General features: G+C 63.4%; 28 protein-coding genes and 1 pseudogene. 16 read left to right on the top strand and 13 right to left on the bottom strand.

The window, feature by feature from the left end; genetic code table 11:
* The first annotated feature begins 46 nt into the window (after positions 1 to 46).
* Both Q0S16_RS04930 and Q0S16_RS04925 read left to right on the top strand, forming a co-directional pair.
* Positions 47 to 1042: a P1 family peptidase gene (locus Q0S16_RS04930; RefSeq protein WP_295845705.1), complete on the top strand. Its 996-nt coding sequence runs from the start codon at positions 47 to 49 to the stop codon at positions 1040 to 1042.
* 212 nt (positions 1043 to 1254) lie between these two features.
* Positions 1255 to 1533 (top strand): hypothetical protein, encoded by a 279-nt coding sequence (locus tag Q0S16_RS04925; protein WP_295845703.1) that lies wholly within the window; start codon positions 1255 to 1257, stop codon positions 1531 to 1533.
* A gap of 41 nt (positions 1534 to 1574) precedes the next feature.
* On the opposite strand, the gene Q0S16_RS04920 is transcribed toward Q0S16_RS04925, so the two are convergent.
* From Q0S16_RS04920 to Q0S16_RS04910, 4 genes and pseudogenes are all read right to left on the bottom strand, one after another.
* Positions 1575 to 2753, bottom strand: a complete 1179-nt coding sequence (locus Q0S16_RS04920; RefSeq protein ID WP_295845700.1) for an outer membrane beta-barrel protein — start codon at positions 2751 to 2753, stop codon at positions 1575 to 1577.
* A 242-nt stretch (positions 2754 to 2995) separates the two neighbouring features.
* Positions 2996 to 3172 (bottom strand): hypothetical protein, encoded by a 177-nt coding sequence (locus Q0S16_RS26395; protein ID WP_366517804.1) that lies wholly within the window; start codon positions 3170 to 3172, stop codon positions 2996 to 2998.
* Positions 3173 to 3249: 77 nt separating this feature from the next.
* Positions 3250 to 3417 (bottom strand): annotated as a pseudogene (locus Q0S16_RS26390) (VOC family protein); the annotation flags it as partial.
* 497 nt (positions 3418 to 3914) lie between these two features.
* Entirely contained in the window at positions 3915 to 4703 is a 789-nt protein-coding gene (locus tag Q0S16_RS04910) for an EF-hand domain-containing protein (protein ID WP_295845696.1), read from the bottom strand.
* A gap of 249 nt (positions 4704 to 4952) precedes the next feature.
* Here Q0S16_RS04910 and rpe point away from each other — a divergent pair, with 249 nt between their 5' ends.
* Both rpe and Q0S16_RS04900 read left to right on the top strand, forming a co-directional pair.
* Entirely contained in the window at positions 4953 to 5651 is a 699-nt protein-coding gene (gene rpe / locus Q0S16_RS04905) for a ribulose-phosphate 3-epimerase (RefSeq protein ID WP_295845694.1), read from the top strand.
* A complete protein-coding gene (locus Q0S16_RS04900; RefSeq protein WP_295845693.1) occupies positions 5648 to 5800 on the top strand; it encodes a type II toxin-antitoxin system MqsR family toxin in 153 nt (50 codons plus the stop codon). Before rpe ends, Q0S16_RS04900 begins: the two co-directional genes overlap by 4 nt.
* Positions 5801 to 5925: 125 nt before the next feature.
* Here Q0S16_RS04900 and Q0S16_RS04895 read toward each other — a convergent pair whose 3' ends face one another.
* The 3 genes from Q0S16_RS04895 to Q0S16_RS04885 form a co-directional block, all read right to left on the bottom strand.
* On the bottom strand, positions 5926 to 7329 hold the full coding sequence (locus Q0S16_RS04895; RefSeq protein ID WP_295845712.1) for a bifunctional serine/threonine-protein kinase/universal stress protein: 1404 nt from the start codon (positions 7327 to 7329) through the stop codon (positions 5926 to 5928).
* 2 nt (positions 7330 to 7331) lie between these two features.
* Positions 7332 to 8072, bottom strand: coding sequence for a metallophosphoesterase family protein (locus Q0S16_RS04890; RefSeq protein ID WP_295845690.1), 741 nt, complete (start codon positions 8070 to 8072; stop codon positions 7332 to 7334).
* Positions 8073 to 8455: 383 nt separating this feature from the next.
* Positions 8456 to 8794: a hypothetical protein gene (locus Q0S16_RS04885; RefSeq protein WP_295845688.1), complete on the bottom strand. Its 339-nt coding sequence runs from the start codon at positions 8792 to 8794 to the stop codon at positions 8456 to 8458.
* Between the two features lie 73 nt (positions 8795 to 8867).
* Between Q0S16_RS04885 and Q0S16_RS04880 the strand changes: the two genes are divergently transcribed.
* Positions 8868 to 9050 (top strand): hypothetical protein, encoded by a 183-nt coding sequence (locus Q0S16_RS04880; protein ID WP_295845686.1) that lies wholly within the window; start codon positions 8868 to 8870, stop codon positions 9048 to 9050.
* Between the two features lie 452 nt (positions 9051 to 9502).
* On the opposite strand, the gene Q0S16_RS04875 is transcribed toward Q0S16_RS04880, so the two are convergent.
* Together Q0S16_RS04875 and Q0S16_RS04870 are read right to left on the bottom strand one after the other, a co-directional pair.
* Entirely contained in the window at positions 9503 to 9838 is a 336-nt protein-coding gene (locus tag Q0S16_RS04875) for a hypothetical protein (RefSeq protein WP_295845684.1), read from the bottom strand.
* 182 nt (positions 9839 to 10020) lie between these two features.
* On the bottom strand, positions 10021 to 10176 hold the full coding sequence (locus Q0S16_RS04870) for a hypothetical protein (RefSeq protein ID WP_295845681.1): 156 nt from the start codon (positions 10174 to 10176) through the stop codon (positions 10021 to 10023).
* A 275-nt stretch (positions 10177 to 10451) separates the two neighbouring features.
* Between Q0S16_RS04870 and purB the strand changes: the two genes are divergently transcribed.
* On the top strand, positions 10452 to 11759 hold the full coding sequence (gene purB, locus Q0S16_RS04865) for an adenylosuccinate lyase (RefSeq protein WP_295845679.1): 1308 nt from the start codon (positions 10452 to 10454) through the stop codon (positions 11757 to 11759).
* 109 nt (positions 11760 to 11868) lie between these two features.
* Entirely contained in the window at positions 11869 to 12426 is a 558-nt protein-coding gene (locus Q0S16_RS04860; RefSeq protein ID WP_295845677.1) for an MOSC domain-containing protein, read from the top strand.
* A gap of 151 nt (positions 12427 to 12577) precedes the next feature.
* On the opposite strand, the gene Q0S16_RS04855 is transcribed toward Q0S16_RS04860, so the two are convergent.
* Entirely contained in the window at positions 12578 to 13123 is a 546-nt protein-coding gene (locus tag Q0S16_RS04855; RefSeq protein ID WP_295845674.1) for a cytochrome b, read from the bottom strand.
* Between the two features lie 215 nt (positions 13124 to 13338).
* Here Q0S16_RS04855 and murI point away from each other — a divergent pair, with 215 nt between their 5' ends.
* From murI to Q0S16_RS04815, 8 genes are all read left to right on the top strand, one after another.
* Positions 13339 to 14139 (top strand): glutamate racemase, encoded by an 801-nt coding sequence (murI, locus tag Q0S16_RS04850; protein ID WP_295845671.1) that lies wholly within the window; start codon positions 13339 to 13341, stop codon positions 14137 to 14139.
* 102 nt (positions 14140 to 14241) lie between these two features.
* The gene (locus Q0S16_RS04845; protein ID WP_295845668.1) at positions 14242 to 14625 is read left to right on the top strand and encodes a cupin domain-containing protein; all 384 of its coding nucleotides are present in this window, start codon (positions 14242 to 14244) and stop codon (positions 14623 to 14625) included.
* A 347-nt stretch (positions 14626 to 14972) separates the two neighbouring features.
* A complete protein-coding gene (locus Q0S16_RS04840) occupies positions 14973 to 15233 on the top strand; it encodes a hypothetical protein (protein WP_295845666.1) in 261 nt (86 codons plus the stop codon).
* 268 nt (positions 15234 to 15501) lie between these two features.
* Positions 15502 to 15768: a hypothetical protein gene (locus Q0S16_RS04835; protein ID WP_295845664.1), complete on the top strand. Its 267-nt coding sequence runs from the start codon at positions 15502 to 15504 to the stop codon at positions 15766 to 15768.
* 66 nt (positions 15769 to 15834) lie between these two features.
* Complete coding sequence (yajC, locus tag Q0S16_RS04830) at positions 15835 to 16116, top strand: preprotein translocase subunit YajC (RefSeq protein WP_295845662.1); 282 nt, start codon at positions 15835 to 15837, stop codon at positions 16114 to 16116.
* 259 nt (positions 16117 to 16375) lie between these two features.
* A complete protein-coding gene (locus Q0S16_RS04825; RefSeq protein ID WP_295845660.1) occupies positions 16376 to 17218 on the top strand; it encodes a LysR family transcriptional regulator in 843 nt (280 codons plus the stop codon).
* A 326-nt stretch (positions 17219 to 17544) separates the two neighbouring features.
* Positions 17545 to 18162 carry a 30S ribosomal protein S4 gene (gene rpsD / locus Q0S16_RS04820; RefSeq protein ID WP_295845657.1) on the top strand — a complete coding sequence of 206 codons (618 nt, stop codon included), beginning with the start codon at positions 17545 to 17547 and terminating at the stop codon, positions 18160 to 18162.
* 215 nt (positions 18163 to 18377) lie between these two features.
* The gene (locus Q0S16_RS04815) at positions 18378 to 19445 is read left to right on the top strand and encodes a threonine aldolase family protein (protein ID WP_295845654.1); all 1068 of its coding nucleotides are present in this window, start codon (positions 18378 to 18380) and stop codon (positions 19443 to 19445) included.
* A gap of 65 nt (positions 19446 to 19510) precedes the next feature.
* Here the strand turns inward: Q0S16_RS04815 and Q0S16_RS04810 are convergent, their stop codons facing one another.
* The 3 genes from Q0S16_RS04810 to grxD all read right to left on the bottom strand — a co-directional run bounded on the left by Q0S16_RS04810 (position 19511) and on the right by grxD (position 22645).
* Positions 19511 to 20773, bottom strand: a complete 1263-nt coding sequence (locus tag Q0S16_RS04810; RefSeq protein WP_295845653.1) for a serine hydrolase domain-containing protein — start codon at positions 20771 to 20773, stop codon at positions 19511 to 19513.
* Positions 20754 to 22049, bottom strand: coding sequence for a serine hydrolase domain-containing protein (locus Q0S16_RS04805; protein WP_295845651.1), 1296 nt, complete (start codon positions 22047 to 22049; stop codon positions 20754 to 20756). The genes Q0S16_RS04810 and Q0S16_RS04805 overlap by 20 nt, the downstream gene beginning before the upstream one ends.
* A gap of 260 nt (positions 22050 to 22309) precedes the next feature.
* A complete protein-coding gene (gene grxD / locus Q0S16_RS04800; RefSeq protein ID WP_295845650.1) occupies positions 22310 to 22645 on the bottom strand; it encodes a Grx4 family monothiol glutaredoxin in 336 nt (111 codons plus the stop codon).
* Positions 22646 to 22962: 317 nt separating this feature from the next.
* On the opposite strand from grxD, the gene egtB reads away from it, so the two are divergent.
* Positions 22963 to 24189 (top strand): ergothioneine biosynthesis protein EgtB, encoded by a 1227-nt coding sequence (gene egtB, locus Q0S16_RS04795; protein ID WP_295845648.1) that lies wholly within the window; start codon positions 22963 to 22965, stop codon positions 24187 to 24189.
* Positions 24190 to 24198 lie beyond the last annotated feature (9 nt).

Here is a 24198-nt window from a genome sequence, read left to right as displayed (position 1 = left end):
GCTCCGCAGCGCTGGGGGAGAGGGGAAGGCAAACGGAATCACGCCCATGCAAAACCTCCTCACCGACATCCCCGGCGTCCGCGTCGGCCACGCCGACGACGCGGCGCTGGCCTCCGGTGTCACCGCGATCCTGTTCGATCGGCCGGCGGTCGCCTCCATGGACGTGCGCGGCGGCGGGCCCGGCACCCGCGAGAGCGCCCTGCTCGACCCCGTCAACACCGTGGAGGGCATTGACGGCATCGCGCTGGCCGGCGGCTCGGCCTTCGGCCTGGAGGCCGGTGGCGGCGTGCAGGCCTGGCTGGCCCAACAGGGCCGCGGCTTTCGCATTCGCGATGCCGTGATCCCGATCGTGCCCGGCGCGATCTGCTTCGATCTGCTCAATGGCGGCGACAAGGGCTGGGGCCGCTACCCGCCCTATCGCGAGCTGGGCTATGCGGCGGCGGCGGCGGCCGGCGAGCGTTTTGCGCTTGGTAGCGTCGGCGCCGGGCTCGGCGCCACCACGGCGACGTTCAAGGGCGGGCTGGGCTCGGCGGCGGCGATCACGCCCACCGGCGTCCGCGTGGCGGCGCTGGCCGTCGTGAACGCGATCGGCAGCGTCACCGTCGGCGAAGGGCCGTGGTTCTGGGCCGCGCCGTTCGAGATCGATGGCGAATTCGGCGACCGCGGCCTGCCGGCTGGTTTTACGCCGGACATGCTGGCGCTGCGGATCAAGGGCGGCGCGGCGGCGACCGCGATCGAGAACACCACGCTGGCGGTGGTCGTCACCGATGCGATCCTCAGCAAGACCCAGGCGAAGCGGCTGGCGATCATGGCGCAGACCGGTTTTGCCCGGGCGATCTATCCGGTGCACGCGCCGCTCGACGGCGACATCGTGTTCGCCGCGGCGACCGGCGAAAAACCGATCGATCCGCTGGCCGGTCTGACCGAACTCGGCATGCTGGCCGGCAATGTGGTGGCGCGGGCGATCGCGCGCGGGATTTTTGAAGCCGCAGCGCTGCCGTTTGCGGGCGCGCTGCCGGCGTGGCGGGATCGGTTTGGGTGAATCTCGAAGCCCGACCGAAAGTCATTTCGATATTATCAAGCAACCATCGGTATACAAATCCGAAAAAGCGTATTTAAATACTTATATTCCAGTTAAGTTCAGTAGATAGCGACCCTATCAAGGTTAAAAAAGCGTTTAACTTGCCGGCACCCCGACCGTGCCGCACCTTGGCGATGCGCTCCACACAGAAGCGCGCAACAAGGAGAAACGTCATGAAGAACATCGTTGTTCTTGCCGCTCTGGTAACCGCCCTGATCAGCGCTCCGGCCTTTGCCGGCGGTGGTGGTGGACGCGGCGGCCTGGCCATCAATGCCAACGTGCTGGTCGGCGCCGGCGGCGTACACGGCCTGCTCAATGGCGGCGGACGCGGCTATGGTGTCGTTGCCGTCAACGCCAACGTCACCACCGGCAAGGGCGGCGTCCTCGGCGCCATTCTCGGCGGCGGTCGTGGCGGCAATGGCGGACATTCGGGCAGCGGCTGCGGCTGCTAACAAATTCCAGGAACGAACGGGGCTCGACCCCGCTCGTTTTACTACTTGATTTGTTTGGTCTTGCCGTCCAACGCCGGCCTGGCCCCGTTCGGCGAAAACGTCTTCGTCAACGACGATGCGACGATGATCGCGCTGGCCTTGTCGCCATTGATCAGCGTGCCCGTGGTGCGCGACAGATCCATGCCCCAGCGGACATCGCTGGTGATCTCGCGCGACAGGCCGACGCCGACCGTGGTGATCTGCTGGCGGAACGGCGAGTCCAGATATTCCGTAGCGGCGTAGCCGACCAGCGCGGTGAGCAGCAGCTTTGGATCGACCTGCCAACCCGCTTTCGCGGTGTACAACGTGTCGATCGTGATCGGCGAGATCGGAAACGAGGTCTCGCCGGCACGGCGCTGCGCGCCGAGGTCGACAGAGAGTTGTTTCACAGCCTTCGGCCGCCAGCCCACATTGGCCTCGAACAGCGTGCGATCGACATTCGTGAAATCGACATCGTGGAAGCGGGCATACAGCTGCGAGATCGAGGCAAAGCCGGTAAGCTCGTCGCCGTCATATTTGCCGAACAAAAACGGCTGCACTCGTTCATTGTCGCGGCGATAGCCGAAAATATCCAGCTCGTCGGTGTAGCGCCGCGCCGACACATTCAGCGACACGCCGAGCTCGGCCTTGCCGCGGATCACACTGACCCCCGGAATGATGGCGCCGCGCCAATATTGCAGCGGCTGCGGCGAAAAATCCTGAAAGATGGCGTTGGTCTGATTGATGGTCGAGCGACCGCCTTCGGCGCTGACGAACAACCGGACCTTATCCTGCAGCGACTCCACCTTGAATACCTGCAGGATATCCGTGGCGCGCAGATTATAGGTGCTGATGTCAACGATCGACGAAACCGAGCTGATCCGCAGCTCGTCATCGCCCATCGATCCCCGCAACAGCACCTTGCCGGTGGTGGCCGACACCAGCAGCTGGTTGGCGTAGCGCGTGGTGCTGCCGTCGGCGGTGATCGCCCAGCTGGAATCGCCGTCCTTGGCGCCGGCGGCGAGCGCGGCGTCGGTGGCGATGAAGGCGCTGCCGACCGGGTTGTGCCCGGACGAGAACTGGACGTTGCTGTCATAGCCGCCGCGCAGCCGCAGCGACGCCAGGAACTCGTCCTCGGCGCGCGCCGGAGCGCCGAGCAGTAATATACCGATTGCGCCGATGAATACTTGTCTACGCCACATTACGCCACCACGATTACTTGCAGAACCGCGGATAGCGTGCCGGTTTATAGTTAGCGAGTGATGAAATTACCGGCGCCACGGCTGTGACGCAGTGCCTTTTTGTGACCGCAACACCTGATCGCGCCGGCATGTACCGGCGGGGGCGATGCGGCAGCGATTTGCATGGGTATTTATTTAACCGGCAATGAAAGTGACCGATCGTCACTCAACCGGCGAGGCTGCCGGGATGAGCCGCACCTTCGCTAACCGGCCGATTTGCTTTCGAACACACCGTGTCCTGGAACATGATTGAGCTCGAGCCGGATGCCATCCGGGTCTTCGAACAGCATCGAATAGTAGCCGGGCACGAAATCGTCCTTGCGCGGGATGCGGACAATCCTCGCATCCGGACCTTGCAGAAACAAATCAAGGTCGTCCACGTCCTGGCGGCTGCGCGCCCGAAAACACAAATGATGCAGGCCAATCCTGTTTGATCAAACCGGATGTCGTCCAGCGGGGCTGTCCGGCGGCGGAGCGCAATGCCCGTTCGGCCGCCGACACCGTAAAAGACATCGTCGGTATCAGCGATCGGCGTGAGACCCAGGAATGGCAGCAATTCGCGATAGAAAGCGACGCTTCGTTTTAAATCGCGCGCCGTCAGCGAGACATGAGCGATACCATTCATTTCCATGGCAGGCTCCTCGAACGGGCTGTCTTTTTTCATTTCGCCGAAGGCTAAGACACGCGAGCCCGAATTGACATGGGCCGACACCGCACCGCTGTCGCGCAGCGGGCAAGCCGACCGCGAGTCTTATCCGTCAGGATTGAAGTACGGATGCTCCCGGCTCCGCGGAACACGATGCAATGGAAAAATCCGATACACGAATCCTGCGGCCGATGAAACGAAGCCGGCCACTGCACAACCAGGCCAAACCGGTGGCGAGCTTCCCAGCGCGGCCATCAAGGGTTGGGACGCGGGAAAGATCGCGGGCCGGTTTCGCTGTGGCGCCGGCACGGGCGCGATCGTCACAGTGGAATGGGCGACGCGTGCCCACGGGACTGGACCGGCACCTCCGCGGCCGGATCAGGTACCGGAACGCATAACTGCCCCGGATGCGAGGCGACACGGCATGTCGCCTCGCGTCCGGGGCCGGAAACAGTGTGCTTCTATTCCGGCGTCGATCAGGCGCTGATCGACAGCGACGACGTCGCGGAAGCCGACAATGCGCTGGCCTGACGCTGGATCAGCTGCTCGACGAAATTATACGACGAGGACGCCGATGCGGCGGCCGCGCTCTTCGGCGCCGATGTCATCGACACCTTGGAGCCGTCGGCATAGGTCATCGAGGTGGTGGTGGTGCCGTCGCTATTGGTGGTCGAAGTCGAGGAGGCGCCTTTCAGTGCCTGCAGCAGCGGATCGCTGCTGGCACCATCCGCCGATGTGGTGCTGGAATCCGCTGTCTTCGGCGCGTGATGATGCTGGCCGCCGGCGCCCTTCAGCGCAGAGCTGAGTTCGCTCTGGGTGACCGAGCCGTCGCCGTTCTTGTCGAGCTTGGCGAACACCGCATCGGCATTGGCGGTGTTGGTACCGCCGGCACCGAGCTTGCTCTCGAATTCCGACTTGCTGATGCCGCCGCTGCCGTCGCTGTCAAGCTGCGCGAACAGGTCCTTCAGCGCGCTGGACTGGCTCGATGACGCCGAGGTCGACGCGGATGTCGTGCTGGCGCTGGAGGCGTCGCTCTGCGCCGCGAGCACCGCGCTCATGGTGTTGGCCGACAGCGCGCCCGAGGTGCTCGAGCTGCTGTTGATGATCGGCAGCGCCGGGGTGGCGGTGGCCGTCGTCGCCGCCGCGGCAAAGGGCGACGACCCGGTCTGCGTCACGCCGGTGGTGGTTTTCGACTTCGCCTTCGACGCGGTCAACGCCTGAAGCGCATCGATCGCGGTCGTGGCGGCGGCGAGTGCTGGCAACATCGCAAAGCTCCTGATCAAGCCGCATCCGCGGCGCAATTCCCTGAACAATAGTCAGCAAGCCACGTGCCAGCGAAAAACCCTTATAGAACAATGCCCGCGCAGTCGGGCGACGCCACCCTGTCCCGGCAGATCATGCCGTGACGGCAGAATCTGCCGGGACCGAACTGCCGCAGGGCACGCCCGCCCGAGCGTTGCCGCTGCCCGGCGGCCATGATACCGCAGGCCTCCCCTCGCCGTCAGGAACGCCCGATGTCCGCTTTCACGCCCCGCCCCCTCATCATCGCGCCGTCGATCCTGGCCGCGGATTTTTCCCGGCTCGGCGAAGAGGTCCGCGCGGTCGACGCGGCCGGCGCCGACTGGCTGCATCTCGACGTCATGGACGGCCATTTCGTGCCGAACATTTCCTACGGCCCCGACGTCATCAAGGCGATGCGCCCGCACAGCAACAAGATCTTCGATGCCCATCTGATGATCGCGCCCTGCGACGCCTATCTCGAAGCCTTCGCCAAGGCGGGCTGCGACCACATCACCGTCCATGCCGAGGCGGGCCCGCATCTGCACCGCTCGCTGCAGGCGATCCGCGCGCTCGGCAAGAAGGCCGGCGTCTCGCTCAACCCCGGCACACCGCTCACCGCGATCGAATACGTCATCGACATGGTCGATCTGATCCTGGTGATGTCGGTCAATCCCGGTTTTGGCGGCCAGGCGTTTATCCCCTCGGCGCTCGGCAAAATCTCGGATCTGCGCGCCATGACCGCGGGCCGGCCGATCGACATCGAGGTCGATGGCGGGGTGTCGGCCGCGGTGTCGGGCCAGTTGGCCGCTGCCGGCGCCAACGCGTTCGTCGCGGGCTCGGCGGTGTTCAAGGGCGGAACGGTGGAGAGCTACAAGGCGAATATCGACGGGATACGGGCGGCGGCGCTGCATGCGCGCGGAGAGATGGTGTGAGGTTCACACCTCTTCGTGATGCAGCGGCGCTGGGCTACGGGTCGGAGGAGATCATTCAAACGGTCCAGTCCATCGAAGCCAGCCATTTCTACAAGTCGATGCAGTCGGTGCTGCGCAACGCGGCGCGAAGCGTCGTGGTGCGCTGCTGATCCGGGGCCCCGGCTCTCTTTAGTAAGAAACCGGGATCCCGGATCCGCGCAGCGGCATGAGAATGCCGCAGCGCGTCCGGGAAACGTGCTCGCGTCCGCCGCGCAAGTGCTGCGACGAACTAACGCTACTCCCCAGCCCGCTTCGGCCGCACCACTGTGACGCTGCAGCGCGCTTCGGCCGCGACCTTCGCCGATACGCTGCCCAGCAATTGCCGGCGTAGCGATTGCTGGCGCGCGCCGATGATGATGTGATCGACCCGGTTGACCTCGGCGAATTCCAGCACCGCGGCGGCCGGATCGATCGCCTCGATCACGTGGCTGGTCAACCGCGCCTCCTCGAGCCCGAGCCGTGAGGCCCAGTGCCGCAGCTGCACCAGGCGGTCGACATGCTTGTTGTTGTCGTGCTCATCCAGCGTACGGTCGATGGTCAGGCGGCCGAGCTTCAGCACGTTGACACAGGCGAGGCGCGCTGCCGGCAGCGTCGACAGCAACCGCGCGGTCGCTACCCGCAGCGCCTCGTTGAGCTCGGCCGCGCTTTCGCCGACATCCAGCGCCACCATCACGATCGGCGCCGCGGCCAGGTTGGCCGCGGCGTCGGTGCGGGGCTGCGGCAGGCCGGCGCCGCGGTTGAAGCGGCGGTGCCACACCGTGCGCCACGGATCGCGCGTCAGCTTGTCGGCGCGCGCGGTGAGCGTGACCTCAAAGGGATGGCCGAGGTCAAAAGCGAGTTGCGCCGCGGTTGGATAGCGCTGCGCCGGCTCGATCTCCAGGCAGCGCAGCACGATTTCCTGCAGCCACGGCGGATAATCGGCGCGCAGCTTGCGTGGCGGATGGACGTCACGCCACAGCCGGCGACGCATGCCGCGCAACGTCTCGGTCTCGCCGAGCGGCCGCTCGCCGGTGGTGAAGAAGTACAACAGCGCGCCAAACGAAAACAGGTCGCTGCGCGGGTCGTCGCGGACGCCGAGCAGGCGCTCCGGCGCCATATAGGGCGCGGTGCCGAACGGCAGCCGGAATTCTTCCTGCAGCAAATCGGGCAGTTGCGCGTGGTGCGACAGGCCGTAATCGATCAGCACCGCTTCGCCGCTGTCGCGAAACATCACGCTGCTCGGCTTGATGTCGTGATGGATGACGTGCTGCGCATGCAAGTCGGCCAGTGCCACGGCGACCTTACAGGCAATGGCCACCGCCTCGTCATAGGGCAGCGGCAGTTCCGGCAGCCGCTGGTACAGCGTCTGGCCGGGAATCTGCTCGATCACCACATAAGGCTGCGTGGCAAAATCACCGGTGGCAAAGCAGGCCGGCACGTGCGGGCCGGACAGTCGCGGCACGATCATCTGCTCCATCTCGAAGCTGACGATCGCAGCTGGATCGTCGCCCTCACTGATGCGCGGGATCTTCATCAGCAGCGGGCCGGCGAGATCTGGGCGGCTGACCTGCCACAACGTCGCCATGCCGCCGCGATGCACCCGCTCGCCGGTGGTGAAGCCATCGATCACCGAGCCCGGCTGCAAGGCGTGCCGCGCCATCGTCAGCGGCCCATCGCCAGGCGATCGGCCAGCCATGGCGGCAGGCCGTTGGCGCGGATCCGCTCGGCCGCCGCCTCGACATCATAGGGCACGCGGCAATAGCTGATCGACCGTTGCTCGGTATCGTAGATCGCAAACGCCGCCGCCGGGTTGCCGTCGCGCGGCTGCCCGACCGAGCCCAGCACCGCCAGCCAGTGCCGGCCCGGCAACAGCGGCACGGCGAGGTCGGCGGCCGGGACGAAGCGCGTCATCTTGGCCGCGGCGGACATCGAATACAGCGCCGGCTGGTGGATGTGGCCGCAGAAGCCGACCAGCGCCGGCGTCGCCTCGATGCTGCGCGCCGCATCGGCGCTGTCGCGGACGTAACGCCACCGCGACGGCGCGCTCGCCTCGGCGTGCACGTACAGCCGGTCGTCGTCGGCCAGCGTCAAAGGCAGGCCGGCGAGAAAACGCCGTTGCGCGACGTCGAGCCGGCCGCGCGTCCATTGCATCGCCGCCTGCGCATCATCATTCATGCTCTCCGCCGGCGTCCCCACCGCATGGTCGTGATTGCCCTGCACCGCCAGCGCGCCGCCTTCCACCAGTTCCATCACGGTATCAACCACCCATTCCGGATCGGCGCCGTAGCCGACGAAATCGCCCAGCAGCACCATGCGCTCCACGCCGCGCGCACGCGCCGCCGCGAGGCAGGCGCTGAACGCCTGCCGGTTGCCATGGATATCCGCAAGGATCGCCAGCTTCACGTTGCCTCCCTCGTTTCGGCTATCCTGCCAGCCCGCCCCGGCCGTCGGCTTGACCGACATCAAAACCAGTGACGGGCTGCTGCGGTTCGACAACGGCTATCATCGCGCCACGCTCTTGACTATCGCACCACCCGCAACACTGACAGACAAGTCGAATTCCTCCATATTTTGATTGCGCCATGAATCGATCATCTTATGAAGTCCGGACGGATCATTCTCTGGCACATGCAGCCTGGCAAAATACCGGCATATGACGCTGCTGCATCGGTCACTCATCCTCGTCAAGATCCGCGCCCATGGGATGGGTGATCCTGAGCGCATCGTCAGTATTTCCGGGCGCGCGAGGATCGACGGTGGAACGCTTCGCTGTGCAGACCCCGCGACTATTTCGGTTCACTACGACACCTTGAGACCAAGCCTGACGACATTTTCGTTGCGCCAACATTGGATGAGCCCGCCGAGACCGACCGGGTCCAGATCGAATTGTTGGCGAATCCTGGCAACGACTGGCCCATAAGAGGCCAACCGCTCTCCTCGTGATTCGCCAGGATGCTTTCGACATACGATAGCGCCGTCTCGTAGCCCCGCATGTCACCTGTCAGATAATCGGCCAACGCAAAATCGAGCTGGACCGGCACTGTCCCGTTCGGGCGCATGAAGTCAAAATAATCCAGGAAGGAAGCAACTGTCTGAATGCCTTCGAACTCGCTTACGAACGGCATTATCTGCTCCAGCACAACGGCGGCCGAGTACCGATCGTCGCGCGGATCGGTTATCGTCCAATAAGTCTGGCGGATGCCTTATCAAGCCACCATAGCGTCCACCAAAATCAAAGGACAGCTGATCATGCGGTCGCCACAGAGGCATCACGCATCGGCGCAGATCGTTGTGGTTCTTCCGGCCGCTGGTGAAAAGCCGGAATCCACGCAGGAACATATCCGTTTTCCCGACAGCAAGGAAATCACCATACAGGACTGAGCCGGGAAGCTGCTTCTGGATAATGCTGAAAACGCGGGCCGAGCGTCGCATGTTTGATACGTGATCCCCGAAGGATATGAAGCTCGATCACCGGAACATAGCGCGATGCTGAAAAATGACTTCGCAATTCGTCTGCACGCGATGAGCTTACCACGGCGCCGCCCGTCTTCAAATCGTAGACTACTTCACCAATCGTAGTCCTGGATTCGCGAGGCTGGCCGACAATTCCATCTTCGCGATATTTTTGTCGCACCAGGCTTCAATAACCGGGCGCAAACCATCTGGATCATTTTCCAGCAAGCTCAGAGCCTGTCGGATGACGGGCCTGTATCGTTCCTGCGTCGACTGTCGATATTCGTTGAGGTCATCCGTACCGACGCTAGCAGGCGTAGACCGAATGAACCAAGCGATATCAGGGCTACAGCTTCGCGTATCCGGGTTACGCGCCGATCTCAAAGATACTTTGCGTCATCCCCCTTCAACGCATCGCGCATGCCGTTCGGCACCGGGAAACCGTAACCGGACCAGTCATCGGCCCAGTTCAGCCGGCCAGCGTTGTGCTCCGCGCTGCAGTAGAGTTCGGTGCCGACTATATTCAGCGCGACGAGCAGCGCCTGGATGGCATCCGCTCCGCCCGCCGAGCCTTTCCGCTCGCGGTCCGGCCAACGGATGTTCCACTCCGAGAACCACGAATGGTCGCGCTGCTCGGGCCCAAGAATGCTCACGACGACGTCGGCCACGGCCGCACCATCGCGAAGTTTTAAAATACGTTGCATGGCATTGGGCATGATTAGAACCTCAGTACAGGAATTGAACTTCTGCGGAGACAAGCAGCGTAGCGCTCTGCGGCCCGCTACCAGCAACTTCTCAGTTTCAACGCGTTGCAAATGAATGTGTCGCGCGCATACTGCGCCTCACACTCTGCATCTCGGCTTGCGTTGCTGGCGACGGAGGTCCCTTCGTCCGTCCACTAGCCGAGTTCGTCGCGCAACTCGCTGGAATCGTAGCCGTCTTTGGTAGATATACCGCATTTGCGGAGCTTCAATTCGAACTTGATGCCCAGCAGTTGATATTTCAGCCGCGCCAGATTGCTTCGGATATCGTCAAGTTCAGTTCGGATTTTCATCGCCGTTGCCTTCGGATTGAAATTAGGCTAATATTCTTATAAGATTAAAAGTCTAGTTTCAAGACATATTCGGGTCCGGGCCCCGGTTCGCCGACGACCCGACCGGGCTCCCGGCTGCGCAGCGGCACAGTCGGCGACGCAATGGCATCGGCAGCGCAGTCGGGGACACGCGACAGCGCCCAGATCGGCGCCCGCCCTCCCCCTCATCTTCCCGTTCCCTCCCCCAGCCATTTCTGCTAAAGCGCGGCGTAATCCCCTAACCGCTGCGAGTGCCCATGATTCCGCGCTATACCCGTCCCGAAATGGCTGCCATCTGGGAGCCGCAGACCCGCTTCAAGATATGGTTCGAAATCGAGGCGCATGCGGCCGATGCGCTGGCGGAGCTGGGCACCATCCCGAAGGACGCCGCCAAGGCGATCTGGGCCAAGGCCCGCGACGTCACCTTCGATGTGGCGCGGATCGACGAGATCGAGCGCGAGACCAAGCATGATGTGATCGCGTTCCTGACCCATCTGGCGGAAATCGTCGGCCCCGAGGCGCGCTTCGTGCACCAGGGCATGACCTCGTCGGACGTGCTCGACACCTGCCTCAACGTGCAGCTCACCCGCTGCGCCGACCTGCTGATCGCCGACGTCGACCGGCTGCTGGCGGCGCTGAAAACCCGCGCCTTCGAGCACAAGATGACGCCGACCATTGGCCGCTCGCACGGCATCCATGCCGAGCCGGTCACGTTTGGCCTCAAGCTGGCCTATGCCTATGCGGAATTCACCCGCGCCCGCGAGCGCCTCGTCACCGCGCGAAAAGAGGTCGCGACCTGCGCGATCTCGGGCGCCGTCGGCACCTTCGCGCAGATTGACCCGCGGGTGGAGGAGCATGTCGCCAAGGCGATGGGACTGACGCCGGAGCCGATCTCGACCCAGGTGATTCCGCGCGACCGCCACGCGATGTTCTTCGCCACGCTCGGCGTGATCGCCTCGTCGATGGAACGGCTCGCCACCGAAGTGCGCCACATGCAGCGCACCGAGGTGCTGGAAGTGGAAGAGTTCTTCTCCGAGGGCCAGAAGGGCTCCTCGGCGATGCCGCACAAGCGCAACCCGGTGCTCACCGAGAACATCACCGGCCTCGCCCGCATGGTCCGCGCCTATGTAACGCCGGCGATGGAGAACGTGGTGCTGTGGCACGAGCGCGATATCTCGCACTCGTCGGCCGAGCGGATGTTCGGACCCGATGCGACGGTGACGCTGGATTTCGCGCTGAACCGGATGGCCGGCGTGATCGAGAAGCTGCTGATCTATCCCGCCAACATGCAGAAGAACCTGGATCGCCTCGGCGGCCTGGTGCATTCGCAGCGCCTGCTGATCGCGCTGACGCAAAAGGGCGCCTCGCGCGAGGATGCGTACAAACTGGTGCAGCGCAACGCGATGCCGGTATGGCGCGGCGAAGGCGATTTCCAGACCCTGCTGAAGGCCGATGCCGATGTGAAGAAGCATCTGTCGGACGCCGAGATCGAGGAACAATTCGACCTCGGCTATCACTTCAAGCATGTCGACACGATCTTTGCCCGCGTGTTCGGCGCGAGCTGATCCTGCGCCACGCTCTTGGCCGTCATTGCGAGGAGCGAAGCGACGCGGCAATCCAGATTACCGCGCGCTCGGCAAGAACTGGATTGCTTCGTCGCAAGGGCTCCTGGCAATGACGGACGAGACATTACAGCCCCGCGTCCTCGCCGTCTCGCTCCGCCGCGGCCATCACTTCAGCAAGATTCCAGCGCTCAGCATTCGCCTGCTGGCTGGGCTCGGCGTCGAGGGCGACGGCCATCTGGGGGCACGGGTCCAGCATCGCTACGACCGGCGCCGCGACCCGACACAACCGAATTTGCGCCAGGTGCATCTGATCGCCGCCGAGCTGCTGGATGAACTCAACGGCAAGGGCTTTGCCATAGGCCCCGGCGAGCTCGGCGAGAACATCACGACCGCCGGCATCGACCTGCTCGGCCTGTCAGCGGGGACCAAACTGCATCTCGGCAACGAGGCGGTGATCGCGATCACCGGACTGCGCCAACCCTGCGTACTGATGGACAGATTTCAAGACGGCCTGAAGGCGGCAACCCTGGACAAGGCCGCCGACGGCAAGGCGATCTTCAAGGCTGGCGTGATGGCAATCGTGGTGGCGGATGGCGACGTCCGGCCCGGCGATGCGATCACCGAGGAACCGCCGCGAGCGCCGCATCGGGCATTAAAGGCGGTGTAGTTGATCGTCATTCCGGGGCGCGAGCGCACTTCAGCCACCCCAATTGGAGTGGTGGGGAATCTCGATATGGGGCGATGAACATTTCGGGATTTTGGGTTCGGTCGCGGCTAGCGCCGCTCCCGCCCCGGAATGACAGCTCACATCTGCCGGCTCACTCCCCCGCTGTCATCCTTGCCACCACGTCGTCGTGCCGGACGAAGCGATGAAACAGCGCCGCCACCAGATGCAGCACCACCAGGCCGATCAGCAGATAGGCCGCGTAGATGTGCAGATCCTCATAGCGGTCCGCCATGGCCTTGTCGGTACTGGTGAATTGCGGCACCCGGAACCAGCCGAAGAAATCGGCATAATCCGGCTTGTGGGCACCGGAATGCGCCCAGCCGAGCCCGGCGACCAGCATGGTGACGCCGTACAGCGCCCAGTGATTGGCCTTGGCCAGCACACGCTCCCAGGTCGGCGAATCGGCCGGCGGCGCCGGCACCGGGTTGACGGCACGCCAGATCAGCCGGATCGCCATCAGCAGCAGGATCAAATAGCCGATATCGGCATGGATCGAGCGGTGAAAGAACCGCACCGGCCGCGCCGCGATGTGGTTGAACCACCAGCCATAGGCCAGCATGAAAAGGATGGCGAGGCCGAGGACCCAGTGCAAAGCTCGGGACAGATTGCCCCAGCGGGCGGTGGTATTGCGGATCATGACACTCTCTTCGAAGCGACGAACGGGTCGAAAAGGCCACGCCGCGGCGGCCGCGGCAAGCCGTCGCGCCCTCAGAAAGCCGCGATCGCGGCTGGAATAGCTCCAGACTTGCCGTTCTCGTTTCCCGGACGCGGCGCGGCCGCCTTGTGCCGCTATGCCTCCGGGGAACGAGACGCGGCAACTCAAAAGTAACCCACATCGGCAACAGTGATTCCGTGCCCCACCGCCCCACCATCCTCGTGTTCGATTCCGGCCTCGGCGGCCTCACCGTACTGCGCGAGATCGTGCGGGCGCGTCCGGACGCGCGCTACATCTATGTCGCCGATGATGCTTTCTTCCCCTATGGCCAGCATTCCGAGGACGCCATTGTCGCCCGGGTAGTGCCGGTCATCGGCGAACTGATCGCGCTGCACCGGCCGGAACTGGTGGTGATCGCCTGCAACACCGCCTCGACGCTGGTGATGGGCCATCTGCGCCGCGCCTTCCCGGTGCCGTTCGTCGGTACCGTGCCGGCGATCAAGCCGGCCTGCGCGGGCTCGCGAAGCCGACGCGTCTCGGTGCTCGGCACCTCGGGCACGGTAAAGCGCGAATATACCAAGGCGTTGATCCGGGATTTCGCCGGCGGCTGCGACGTCACGCTGGTCGGCTCGGCCCATCTCGCGTCACAGGCCGAGGCCGAGCTCGGCGGCGCCACCATCAGCGACCATGATTTGCTCAAAGAGATCACCGCCTGTTTCGTCGACGACGGCAGCGCGAAAACCGACACCGTGGTGCTGGCCTGCACGCATTATCCGTTGCTGCTGACGCGCTTCATTGCGCTGGCGCCGTGGCCGGTGACCTGGATCGATCCGGCGCCGGCGATCGCGCGGCGGGTGGTGGATCTGCTCGGGCCCGGCGACGGCCAGGCAGACGATGCCGGCGCGCCTCCAAAAATCCTCTACACTTCCGGCAAACCGCCCGCGCCGCCGCTGCTGCGCATGAGCGCGGCATATTTCGGTACCCGCAGCGCGGCCTGAGGTAACGCCGGATCCCCCGCGAAAGCGGCGCTTGCGACGGCCAATCCGGCTGCTACCCTTGCGCTGTCTGACCTCCAAGAAGGCAGCGACAGGGAGAACACCATGTTGAAGAGACTCATGCTGGGCGGGTTCATCATCGCGATCACCGCTGGCGCCGCGGCGGCGCAGGGCATCAAGCGAACGCCGCTGCAGGACATCAAGTTTCCGGTCGGCTATCACATCGTCAGCGTGATCGCCGAGATCGGCCCGAGCCAGATCGCTGGCCGCCATACCCATCCCGGCGTCGACACCGGCTATGTGCTTGATGGCGGCGCGACCTTGCTGGTGGAAGGCAAGCCCGACCAGGAACTGAAGGCCGGGGATTCCTACGCGGTCCCCGCCGGCGTGCCGCACGATATCAAGACCGGCGACAAGGGCCTCAAGATCATGGCGGTCTATGTCGTCGAGGACGGTAAGCCGGTAGCCACGCCGGCGCCGAAACAGTGAGCCGAACGTAACCATACGCCGCGTCTCCTCACACCTCTCGCGCTACATGGTCGCCAAGGCCCGGGCGCGGGAGGTACCCAACGTGGCGGCAACGACCCCCCGTTATTTTACGGACATGCGCGGCCAACGCGGCGGCACCGCCTCGCCGAATAAATGCCGGAACGACCGCTGCCCGACAAAGCAACCGCGCCGGATTTCGCGGCGGATAAATGCGCACCGCGAAATGGACGATATGTCGGGATTCGCTCCGATATGTTTATTTCGAATTATTGAAAAAGCCCGGGAACTTCACGACTGCGACATTCTTTCATCAGCATGGAACCAGTCACCAACCGGGCAAATCACGAATGATCAAGTTGACCTCAGGACATCTAAGCGCGGGAGTTGATGAGACCAGCTATCAAATCACCTGGAAACATATCTCGCTCAACGCCACGGTAATTTTAAGTGTCCAGATCGAGGGAGCCTATTCCGACACCGTCGGCCAGGGCCTGGCCTTTACCGAACTCGAAGGCATGCACGTCGCGCTCGCTGATGCCCGGGCGCAATTCCTGAGTTTAAGCAGCACATCGACCACCGTGACCAAGGCGATCACACCGCCACTCTAGCCGACGTCGATCGCACTTCAAGCGAGCTGGTATCGCGCGGTCCATTTGTTCTCGTCTTTATAAGCCGGTCGTTCCGCACCATGACGAAGATCGGAGCCACGATTTGAAAGCGCGCGTCGACTCCCCTCACCGAAGCTACACTTTCAAACCATCATAGCTGGCTTGGTTCCTTCCAGCTTCCTATTGCCTGTCCGCGCCAATTGGCGACTCCCCATCAACTGAACGCTGCCGTGAAGCGTTCAATTCCTACGACCGAACTGGAAAATCAATGATCCGCGCCATTTTCGATCCCATCATGAATTCCTCCAAAAACGGCTTGAGGCATCTGCCGAAAATCGTCCGCTTCCAGTTGATGACGGTGCTCGCCACGTTCTGGTCGATGATTTTCTGCGTCAGCGCCGGCATCGTCGCGTGGTTGCCGGAATACGTCGCCGTTCACGTGGTGCTATTGCTGGTTGGTATATTCGGGACCGGCTGGCTGTTCAAAAGCGCCCAGGCCAAATCCGTCCCCCTCCCCGCCGCCACCGAACCGTAGGCGCGACGACGTCGCCGCTGACAGACACCACAGCCTCGTGGGACAAATATTTGAAAGTGAGATCCTATGATGATTTCAACAGGCTTGATGCAAATCGGCGGCGCGCTGGCGCTGGTATTCGTGCTGACGTTTTTCATTCTTGTAAGGCCGCAATTGAAACGCCAGCAAAGCCACATGAACTTCCTGGGGTCGCTGATGCTGGGTGACCATATCGTCACCTGCGGCGGCCTGATCGGACAGATCACGAAATTCGACCGCGGCGATACCGTCCATATCAAATTGTCCGACACCACCCATGTGCTAGCCCGGCGCAGCAGCATCGAAGAACGATTTGTTAACGCATCGTGACTTGTTCAGGCCGTTGACGACCCTGTCCACAGCGCGAGGCGGCGTTGGGCCGTGGCTCGCCATCACAGGACACGACCCCTACTAAATTACTGTAATTATATGCCCGGCGTCAGACATAAGACTGCGCGCGGGGTATAATAAAAATTCATATGTCCGCTAGGTAAACTATGGTTTCCATGCGACGGTGATCCCTTGGGGTAAATCATCGATGCAAGAACAATATCGTCAACTTAACGTTCCGATTGAAATCGTTCGCACGTTGATTGCCATCTCGGAGACCGGAAGCCTGACCAAGGCGGCCAGCCGTCTCGGCCTGACCCAGCCCGCCGTCAGCGCGCAGATGAAGCGCATCGAGACCATGCTCGGTGGCTCGATCTTCAAAAAGGGCGCGGGAGGGTCGGCCGCGACCAAGCTGGGGTCGCTGGTACTCAACCACGCGCGCCGGATGATGGACGCCAACGATCAGATGCTGCGCTTGCGCGGCAACAGCATCGTCGACGCACCGGCCCGGATCCGGCTCGGGATCAGCAACCTCTACGTCAAGGAATATCTGAAGAAGCGCGACCACGACCTGCTGGGCGACGTCACCATTCACACCGACAACTCCGCCGAGCTCACCAAGGAGCTCGCCGACGGCTTCATCGACATCGCCTGTGTGTTCCGCACCGCCGAGCTGACCAATGACATGGCTGACTTCATCGTCGATGAACATGACGAACAATTTGTCTGGGCACGCGCCAGCGACTTCCTGCTGAGCCCCGGCGTGCCGCTGCCGATCCTGAGCTGGAGCGGCGCGGTGACCGATGCGCTGATGATCAGCGCGCTGTCCCGCAAGGGGCTGCCCTATCGGGTGGCGTTCAACAGCTCGGACTACCAGGCCAAGCTGTCGGCCGCCGAGGCCGGACTCGGACTGACGATCATCCCGCGACGGATGTTGCCAGCCACGCTGGTCGAGGCCAAGGAAGACTATCTGCCGCCGCTGCCGCCGCTGAAGGCGTTCCTGTGCGCGCGGCCCGACCCGCAGCGCAGTGTCGAAACCGCGGAAATTCTGTCGCATCTGTCGCAACTGCTGTTCGCACGAGCCGTCGATCCGGCCGCCTAGTCTTCATTCGAGCCCGGGAATCGCAGAAACTCGTCCTGACGGTATTCCGGCCACAGGATACGCCCGGGGCACGTCACCGCCGACCGGACCTAACCCCTTCCAGATACGCTGAATTAGCCTGTTTTCGTGCCCTGGCACCGGGCTTTCAATTGACATCCCCCGCGGTTCTTCCTAGAACCCCGCTTGCTCGCGGGCCGCTTTCGGCCCGCGTTGCGTTTCGCACCCGTGGTTCTCCTCCCAGCTTTGGAATGAACCTGTCGGTACTGGAATTCTCCGGTACACAGGAGGGCGCGTCTCCTCACCCTACCATCAACATCGAGGACGCGATGACCAAGCGTAGTGAAGCCAAGTATAAAATCGACCGCCGCATGGGCCAGAACATTTGGGGTCGTCCCAAATCGCCGGTCAACAAGCGCGAATACGGCCCCGGCCAGCACGGCCAGCGCCGCAAGGGCAAGCTCTCCGACTTCGGCGTGCAGCTGCGCGCCAAGCAGAAGCTGAAGGGCTATTATGCCAACATTTCCGAGCGCCAGTTCCACTCGATCTATGTGGAAGCCGGCCGCATGAAGGGCGACACCGGTGAAAACCTGATCGGCCTGCTCGAGCGCCGGCTCGACACCGTGGTGTATCGCGCCAAATTCGTCGCCACCATGTTCGCGGCCCGTCAGTTCATCAACCACGGCCACATCAAGGTGAACGGCAAGCGCGTCAACATCGCCTCCTACAAGGTCAAGATCGGTGATCTGATCGAACTCAAGGAATCCTCGAAGCAGCTCGCTTTCGTGCTCGAAGCCTCGACGCTCGGCGAACGCGACACCCCGGATTACGTCGAAACCGATCACGGCAAGATGACCGCCAAGTTCATCCGCATCCCCCTGCTGTCGGACGTTCCGTTCGCCGTGCAGATGGAGCCGCATCTGATCGTCGAATTCTATTCGCGCTAAACGCTAGCAGCGTTGACGAGATCAAGGCCCCGGATTTTCCGGGGCCTTTTTTGTTGGGGCTTCGGCTTCTATCCGTCATTGCGAGGAGCCCTTGCGACGAAGCAATCCAGCTCTTACAGCGATTGCAGCCCACTGGATTGCCGCTTCGCTTTGCTAAGTGGAAAGCTGCGGGGCAGCTTTTCCTGACCTCGCAATGACGGCTGAAAGGACTGTGCATGACCTACACACCGACGCCCACCGATCCCAGGCAGACGCCCGTTCGCATCAACCTGCTGTCCGACACCCAGACGCGGCCGACGCCGGCGATGCGGGCGTATATGGCGCAGGCGGAATGCGGCGACGAGCAGATCGGCGACGATCCAACCGTCACCGCGCTGTGCGAACGCGTCGCCAACCTACTCGGCAAGGAAGCGGCGGTATTCATGCCGTCCGGCACCATGTGCAACGTCGCCGCCACCCTGGTGCATGCGCGGCGCGGCGATGAAATCCTGGCGCATCGCAGCGCGCATCTGATCAGCCGCGAAGGTGGCGCCCACGCCGCGCTCGGCGGTTTTCAGGTCACCGCGCTCGATGGCGAAGGCGGCCAGTTCACGGCGGCGACGCTGCGCGCCGCGCTGCATCCGCGCAGCCGCTACGAGCCGCCGCAGACCGTGGTCAGCGTCGAGCAGACCGCGAATATCGGCGGCGGCACGATCTGGAAAAAAATCGCGCTCGACGAGGTCGTGGCGATCGCGAGGGAGAATGCCATGGCGACGCATATGGACGGCGCCCGACTGCTCAATGCCTGCGTCGCCACCGGGATCAGCGCGCGCGACATGTCGGAGGGCTGGGATTCGGTGTGGATCGATTTCACAAAAGGCCTCGGCGCGCCGCTCGGCGCCGCGATGGCCGGCTCGCGCGACTTCATCGACGAGGTCTGGCGCTGGAAACAGCGGCTTGGCGGCTCGATGCGACAGGCCGGCCTCAGCGCCGCCGGTTGCCTGTATTCACTCGACCACCATGTCGATCGCCTCACGGACGACCACGCCCATGCCCGCGCGCTGGCTGGCGGGCTGTCGCAGATTCCCGGCATAATGGTGCAGGCGCCGGAGACCAATCTGGTGTTCTTCGATCCGGCGCAGGCCGGTGTCACCGGCGCCGACATGGTCGCGGCGCTGCGCCAGCGCGGCGTGCTGCTGGCGACGATGGACGGCCGGATTCGCGCCTGCACCCATCTCGATGTGACGGCTGACATGATCGAGGAAACGCTCGGACTGGTGCGGGAGATTGTCAGGACGGCGTAGTTCTTAACTGTCATTCCGGGGCGCGAAAGCGAAAGCTCGAGCGAACCCGGAATGACAGTACGTAGCTACTCCATCGCCCCGTAGACCAGCTTGCGCACCTCGCTCTCGATCCGTACCCGCTGCGACGGCGCTTGCATCATCACGATGACGAACATGTCATCCTTCGGATCGATCCAGAAGAAGGTGCCGCCGACGCCATCCCAGCGATATTCGCCGATCGGCCCGGGCTCGTTTGCCAGTTCTTTCGTGCGCACCGCAAAACCGAGGCCAAACCCGCTGCCGTCGCCGGGGAAGTAATAATAGTCCCGTCCCACCCCACTGTCCGGGCCGATCTGATCGGTGGTCATCGCCGCGACGGTAGTCACGCCGAGATAGCGCCGACCGTCCAGCGTTCCGCCATTGATCAGCATCTGCGCAAATCGCGCATAGTCCCCGAGCGTGCCGACCAGGCCGGAGCCGCCGGCCTCCCAGCGCCTGATCTCGAGCGGATCGCGCATGCCGACCACCGGGCCGACCATGCGGTCATTGGCGAAGGGTTCGGCAATGCGCGGACGCTTGCTCTCGTCGGTGACGTAGAACGAGGTATCCTTCATACCGAGCGGATCGAGCAGCCGGCGCTTCAGGAAGCCGTACAGCGACTGGCCGGAGATGATCTCGATGACACGGCCGAGCACATCGGTGGAGTGGCCGTAGTCCCATAGCGTGCCGGGCTGCTCGGCGAGCGGCAGGCGCGCGAGACGGTCGGCCCATTCGGCGCTGTCGAGATCGCTGTTGGCGAGATCGAGTTGCGCGTAGCGGCGCCGCGCCGGGTCGTCGCCATAGAAGCCATAGGTGATGCCGGAGGTGTGGCGCAGCAGATCGAGGATGGTGATCGGGCGCCGCGGGGCGACGAAAGCCGAGGTGGCGTGCTCGTCGCCGGTCTTCATGTCGATGCCGACCCTGGCCTCGGCGAAGGCCGGAATGTATTTCGACACGGGATCGTCGAGCCGTAGCCCGCCGTCGTCGACCAGCATCATCGCCGCCACCGAGGTGACCGGCTTGGTCATCGAATACAGCCGGAAGATCGCGTCGGAGCCCATCGGACTGGCGACGTCGCGTCTGCCGAAGCTCTCGAAATATACCGGTCTGCCGTGCTGCTGCACCAGTATGATCGCGCCCGGGATCTTGCCGGCGGAGATCTCGTTGCCGAAATAGGAATCCAGCGCGCGGCCGAGGTCGGGCGACAGCGGGCGAGCCGTGGCCGCGGCCTGGCTAGGTCCGCTGGACGCCACGCTTGTGGCCATCAGCGCCAGCAGCAGCGCGCGGCGGTTAATGCTCCAGCGCTTCATAGACCAACAGTTTCACGGTGCGCTGGATGCGCTGGCGTTCCGACGGGGTCTGCTGCAGCAGCACCAGGAAGAAATCCTGTTTGCGATCGATGATGAAATAGCAGCCGCTGGCGCCGTCCCATTTGATCTCGCCCAGCGATCCCGGCGGCGGCGGCCTGGCATTGCCGGCCTCAGTACGGACGCCAAATCCGTAGCCAAAGCCAAAACCGTCACCGGGAAAATACAGATAGTCGCGGGCGATGCCGGAATCCTTGCCGATATGGTCGGTGGTCATGTCGGCAAACGTCTCTGGCGACAGGTAGCGCCGGCCGTCGAACGCGCCGCCACCCAGCAGCATCTGTGCGAAGCGCGAAAAATCATGCAGCGTCGAGATCATGCCGCCGCCGCCGGACTCCCATTTCTTGAACACGTCGGGACCGCTGCGCTTGCCGACGCGAAAATCGGCATCGGCTGGCACCGGCTGCGCCAGCCGGCGCCTGTTGGCATGGGTGACGAAGAACGCGGTATCCTTCATGCCGAGCGGGCCGAGCAGCGCGCTTTGCTCATAGTTGAACAGCGACTGGCCGGACGCCACCTCGATGACGCGCCCGAGCACGTCGGTGGAATGGCCATAATCCCACAGCGTGCCGGGCTGGTCCGCCAGCGGCAGCTGCGCGATGCGGTCGGCGAATTCCGCATTGTCGTAGTCGCCGGCATAGATGTCGGCATTGCCATAGGCGCGGCGCACCATGCCTTCGCCGTAGAAGCCATAGGTGATGCCGGAGGTCTGCAGCATCAGATCCCGGATGGTGACCGGCCGGTTCGGCGCGACAATCTCGAGCGCCTTCTCGCCGCTCTCCAGCTTCTTCTCGACACCGACCTTGGCATTGGCGAACGACGGCACGTATTTCGAGAGGGGATCGTCGAGCCGGAGCCTGCCCTGCTCGATCAGCATCATCGCCGCGACACTGGTGACCGCCTTGGTCATCGAATGCAGACGGAAGATGGTCGTGTCGGACATCGGCTTTTTGCTGACGACATCCTGCACGCCAAAGGCTTCGGAATACACCGGTTTGCCGTGCTGCTGAATCAGAACCACTGCGCCGGGAATCTTGCCGGCCGCGATCTGGTCGCGGAAGAACTCGCCGATTTTGGCGAGTTTGCCCTGCGAAAAATGCGCGCCGGCAGGAATGTCAAAGGTGCCTTCGGCGGCGAAGCGATCCTCGGCGCGCGCCGGCAGGGCTGCCAGCAACAGCGCGCCACATAACAGCGCGCGCATTCCGACTCGCCAGATCATCGCCATTCCTTGTGCCTGTCTGCCGGAAGTTTAGCGACGACAGGGAGGCACACAAGTGGCGCGCGTCCGCTTCATGTTATTTGCATCGGACGGTATCATGTGCTGCAGATAGCGAAGCGAGACGGGCTCAGGTTGATTTGGCCCAGTACCGACAAGCGGACCGTCTCTTGGTGCCAGTCGCCGCGACCCCGATCGGCGACGCAGCACCATGTGCTGCATCGCGTCTAGGGAACGGGAGTGGCGCTGAACGCCAGCCAGAATCAGGCCGCTGGAGCCGCGGCGATGACGCCCTTTTCGGCCATCAGAGTCTGCAACTCACCCGCCTGGAACATCTCGCGGATAATGTCGCAGCCGCCGACGAACTCGCCCTTGACGTAAAGCTGCGGAATCGTCGGCCAGTTCGAATAGGTCTTGATGCCGTCGCGCAGTTCGGCGGATTCCAGCACGTTGAGGCCCTTATAGCCAACGCCGACGTGGTCGAGGATCTGCACCACCTGGCCCGAGAAGCCACACTGCGGAAACTGCGGCGTGCCCTTCATGAACAGCACCACGTCGTTGGTCTTCACTTCGTTCTCGATGAATTGCTCAATGCTCATGATCGTGTTCCTGTTGCAGCCCGGTCCCCGGCGCCTGCGCCGTTTCAGCTGCTCATATATGTAGCCGAAACTGTTTCGCACCCCAAGTCAATCTGGCGTCAGAATCGCGCCGTGCCGGCCTTACATCAGGCCATAGGGCTGATTTTCAACCGTTTTTACCGGGTCTGGCCACTCGCCAAATCATATGACGATGAGCCTTCCATCGCCGGCCGGATTGCCTATTTAGGACAGAACCTGCGTGGAACCTGAACACCAGAGAAGCGTTCACTCCAAAACCGGAGATCTTTGTGACGAATCCAGCATCCGCCGCAGCCCCGATGACCGCCCCTGTTGCGTCATGGGTCTCCGAACCCGGCTCCCTGGCCCAGCGGCTGGGCCAAGCCTTCATGGCTGTCCGCGACGAAACCGAACGCCGCGCCGCTTCACTTTCCGCTGAAGACCAGTTGGTGCAATCGATGCCCGACGCCTCACCGGCGAAGTGGCACCGCGCCCATGTCACCTGGTTCTGGGAGCAGTTCCTGCTCGGCGACCACGCCCCGGGCTATACGCCCTACCATCCCGATTACGCCTATCTGTTCAATTCTTATTACGTCTCGGCGGGTCCGCGCCATGGCCGCGCCCAGCGCGGCCACTTGACCCGGCCCGGCGCCGACGCGGTCACGGCCTATCGCCGCCATGTCGATGCCGCCGTGCTGGAATTCTTCAGCGAAGCCGATGACGCCAAGCTGGCCTCGCTGGTGCCGCTGCTGGAAGTCGGCTTCAACCACGAGCAGCAGCATCAGGAGCTGATGCTCACCGACATCCTGCACGCTTTCGCGCAGAACCCGATCCCGCCGGCCTACGATCCGTCCTGGACGTGTCCAAAACCCACCATCAGCGGAGAGCGTTGGCTGACCCTGACCGAGGGCATCCACACCATCGGCCACAGCGCCGACAGCTTTCATTTCGACAATGAAAAGCCGGCGCACCGTGCGCTGGTCGGCCCGGTCAGACTGGCGCGCAACCTGGTCACCAATGGCGAATGGCTGCGGTTCATGGCTGCCGGCGGCTATTCATCGCCGACATTGTGGCTGATGGACGGCTTCGCCGCCGCCGAGCGCGAGGAATGGCAGGCCCCCGGCCACTGGCGCCAGGTCGATGGCGAGTGGCAGGTCATGACGCTCGGCGGGCCGCGGCCGGTCGATCCCGCCGCCGCGGTCTGTCATGTCAGCTATTACGAGGCCGACGCCTTCGCCCGCTGGAGCGGCCAGCATTTGCCGACGGAGATGGAATGGGAAGTCGCCGCCCGCGCCGGCGCCCTCAACGACGCCTTCGGCATCGTCTGGCAGTGGACCCGCAGCTCGTATTCGCCCTATCCCGGCTACCGCGCCATCGAAGGCGCGCTTGGCGAGTACAATGGCAAATTCATGGTCAACCAATTGGTGCTGCGCGGCTCGTCGCTTGCAACTCCTGAGGGCCACAGCCGTATCACCTATCGTAACTTCTTTTATCCCCATCATCGCTGGCAGTTTACCGGGCTTCGGCTCGCCGACTACGGCATCTGATCGATTGCA

It is taken from the genome of Tardiphaga sp. (assembly GCF_025356345.1).
Taxonomy (GTDB): domain Bacteria; phylum Pseudomonadota; class Alphaproteobacteria; order Rhizobiales; family Xanthobacteraceae; genus Tardiphaga.
This window is presented reverse-complemented; position numbering and strand designations above follow the sequence as displayed.

What these genes read in the sequence shown, in the direction of transcription:
- Q0S16_RS04910 (WP_295845696.1), bottom strand. Translation starts at nt 4,703, where the DNA reads ATGTTGCCAGCACTCGCCGCCGCCACGACCGCGATCGATGCGCTTCAG.
- Q0S16_RS04855 (WP_295845674.1), bottom strand. Translation starts at nt 13,123, where the DNA reads ATGATCCGCAATACCACCGCCCGCTGGGGCAATCTGTCCCGAGCTTTG.
- Q0S16_RS04895 (WP_295845712.1), bottom strand. Translation starts at nt 7,329, where the DNA reads ATGGCGCGGCACGCCTTGCAGCCGGGCTCGGTGATCGATGGCTTCACC.
- purB (WP_295845679.1), top strand. Translation starts at nt 10,452, where the DNA reads ATGATTCCGCGCTATACCCGTCCCGAAATGGCTGCCATCTGGGAGCCG.
- grxD (WP_295845650.1), bottom strand. Translation starts at nt 22,645, where the DNA reads ATGAGCATTGAGCAATTCATCGAGAACGAAGTGAAGACCAACGACGTG.
- Q0S16_RS04810 (WP_295845653.1), bottom strand. Translation starts at nt 20,773, where the DNA reads ATGAAGCGCTGGAGCATTAACCGCCGCGCGCTGCTGCTGGCGCTGATG.
- Q0S16_RS04925 (WP_295845703.1), top strand. Translation starts at nt 1,255, where the DNA reads ATGAAGAACATCGTTGTTCTTGCCGCTCTGGTAACCGCCCTGATCAGC.
- Q0S16_RS04870 (WP_295845681.1), bottom strand. Translation starts at nt 10,176, where the DNA reads ATGAAAATCCGAACTGAACTTGACGATATCCGAAGCAATCTGGCGCGG.
- Q0S16_RS04835 (WP_295845664.1), top strand. Translation starts at nt 15,502, where the DNA reads ATGATCCGCGCCATTTTCGATCCCATCATGAATTCCTCCAAAAACGGC.
- rpsD (WP_295845657.1), top strand. Translation starts at nt 17,545, where the DNA reads ATGACCAAGCGTAGTGAAGCCAAGTATAAAATCGACCGCCGCATGGGC.
- yajC (WP_295845662.1), top strand. Translation starts at nt 15,835, where the DNA reads ATGATGATTTCAACAGGCTTGATGCAAATCGGCGGCGCGCTGGCGCTG.
- Q0S16_RS04930 (WP_295845705.1), top strand. Translation starts at nt 47, where the DNA reads ATGCAAAACCTCCTCACCGACATCCCCGGCGTCCGCGTCGGCCACGCC.
- rpe (WP_295845694.1), top strand. Translation starts at nt 4,953, where the DNA reads ATGTCCGCTTTCACGCCCCGCCCCCTCATCATCGCGCCGTCGATCCTG.
- Q0S16_RS04815 (WP_295845654.1), top strand. Translation starts at nt 18,378, where the DNA reads ATGACCTACACACCGACGCCCACCGATCCCAGGCAGACGCCCGTTCGC.
- Q0S16_RS04860 (WP_295845677.1), top strand. Translation starts at nt 11,869, where the DNA reads ATGACGGACGAGACATTACAGCCCCGCGTCCTCGCCGTCTCGCTCCGC.
- Q0S16_RS04875 (WP_295845684.1), bottom strand. Translation starts at nt 9,838, where the DNA reads ATGCCCAATGCCATGCAACGTATTTTAAAACTTCGCGATGGTGCGGCC.
- Q0S16_RS04885 (WP_295845688.1), bottom strand. Translation starts at nt 8,794, where the DNA reads ATGCCGTTCGTAAGCGAGTTCGAAGGCATTCAGACAGTTGCTTCCTTC.
- Q0S16_RS04920 (WP_295845700.1), bottom strand. Translation starts at nt 2,753, where the DNA reads ATGTGGCGTAGACAAGTATTCATCGGCGCAATCGGTATATTACTGCTC.
- egtB (WP_295845648.1), top strand. Translation starts at nt 22,963, where the DNA reads ATGACCGCCCCTGTTGCGTCATGGGTCTCCGAACCCGGCTCCCTGGCC.
- Q0S16_RS04880 (WP_295845686.1), top strand. Translation starts at nt 8,868, where the DNA reads ATGCCTTATCAAGCCACCATAGCGTCCACCAAAATCAAAGGACAGCTG.
- Q0S16_RS04805 (WP_295845651.1), bottom strand. Translation starts at nt 22,049, where the DNA reads ATGATCTGGCGAGTCGGAATGCGCGCGCTGTTATGTGGCGCGCTGTTG.
- Q0S16_RS04840 (WP_295845666.1), top strand. Translation starts at nt 14,973, where the DNA reads ATGATCAAGTTGACCTCAGGACATCTAAGCGCGGGAGTTGATGAGACC.
- Q0S16_RS04845 (WP_295845668.1), top strand. Translation starts at nt 14,242, where the DNA reads ATGTTGAAGAGACTCATGCTGGGCGGGTTCATCATCGCGATCACCGCT.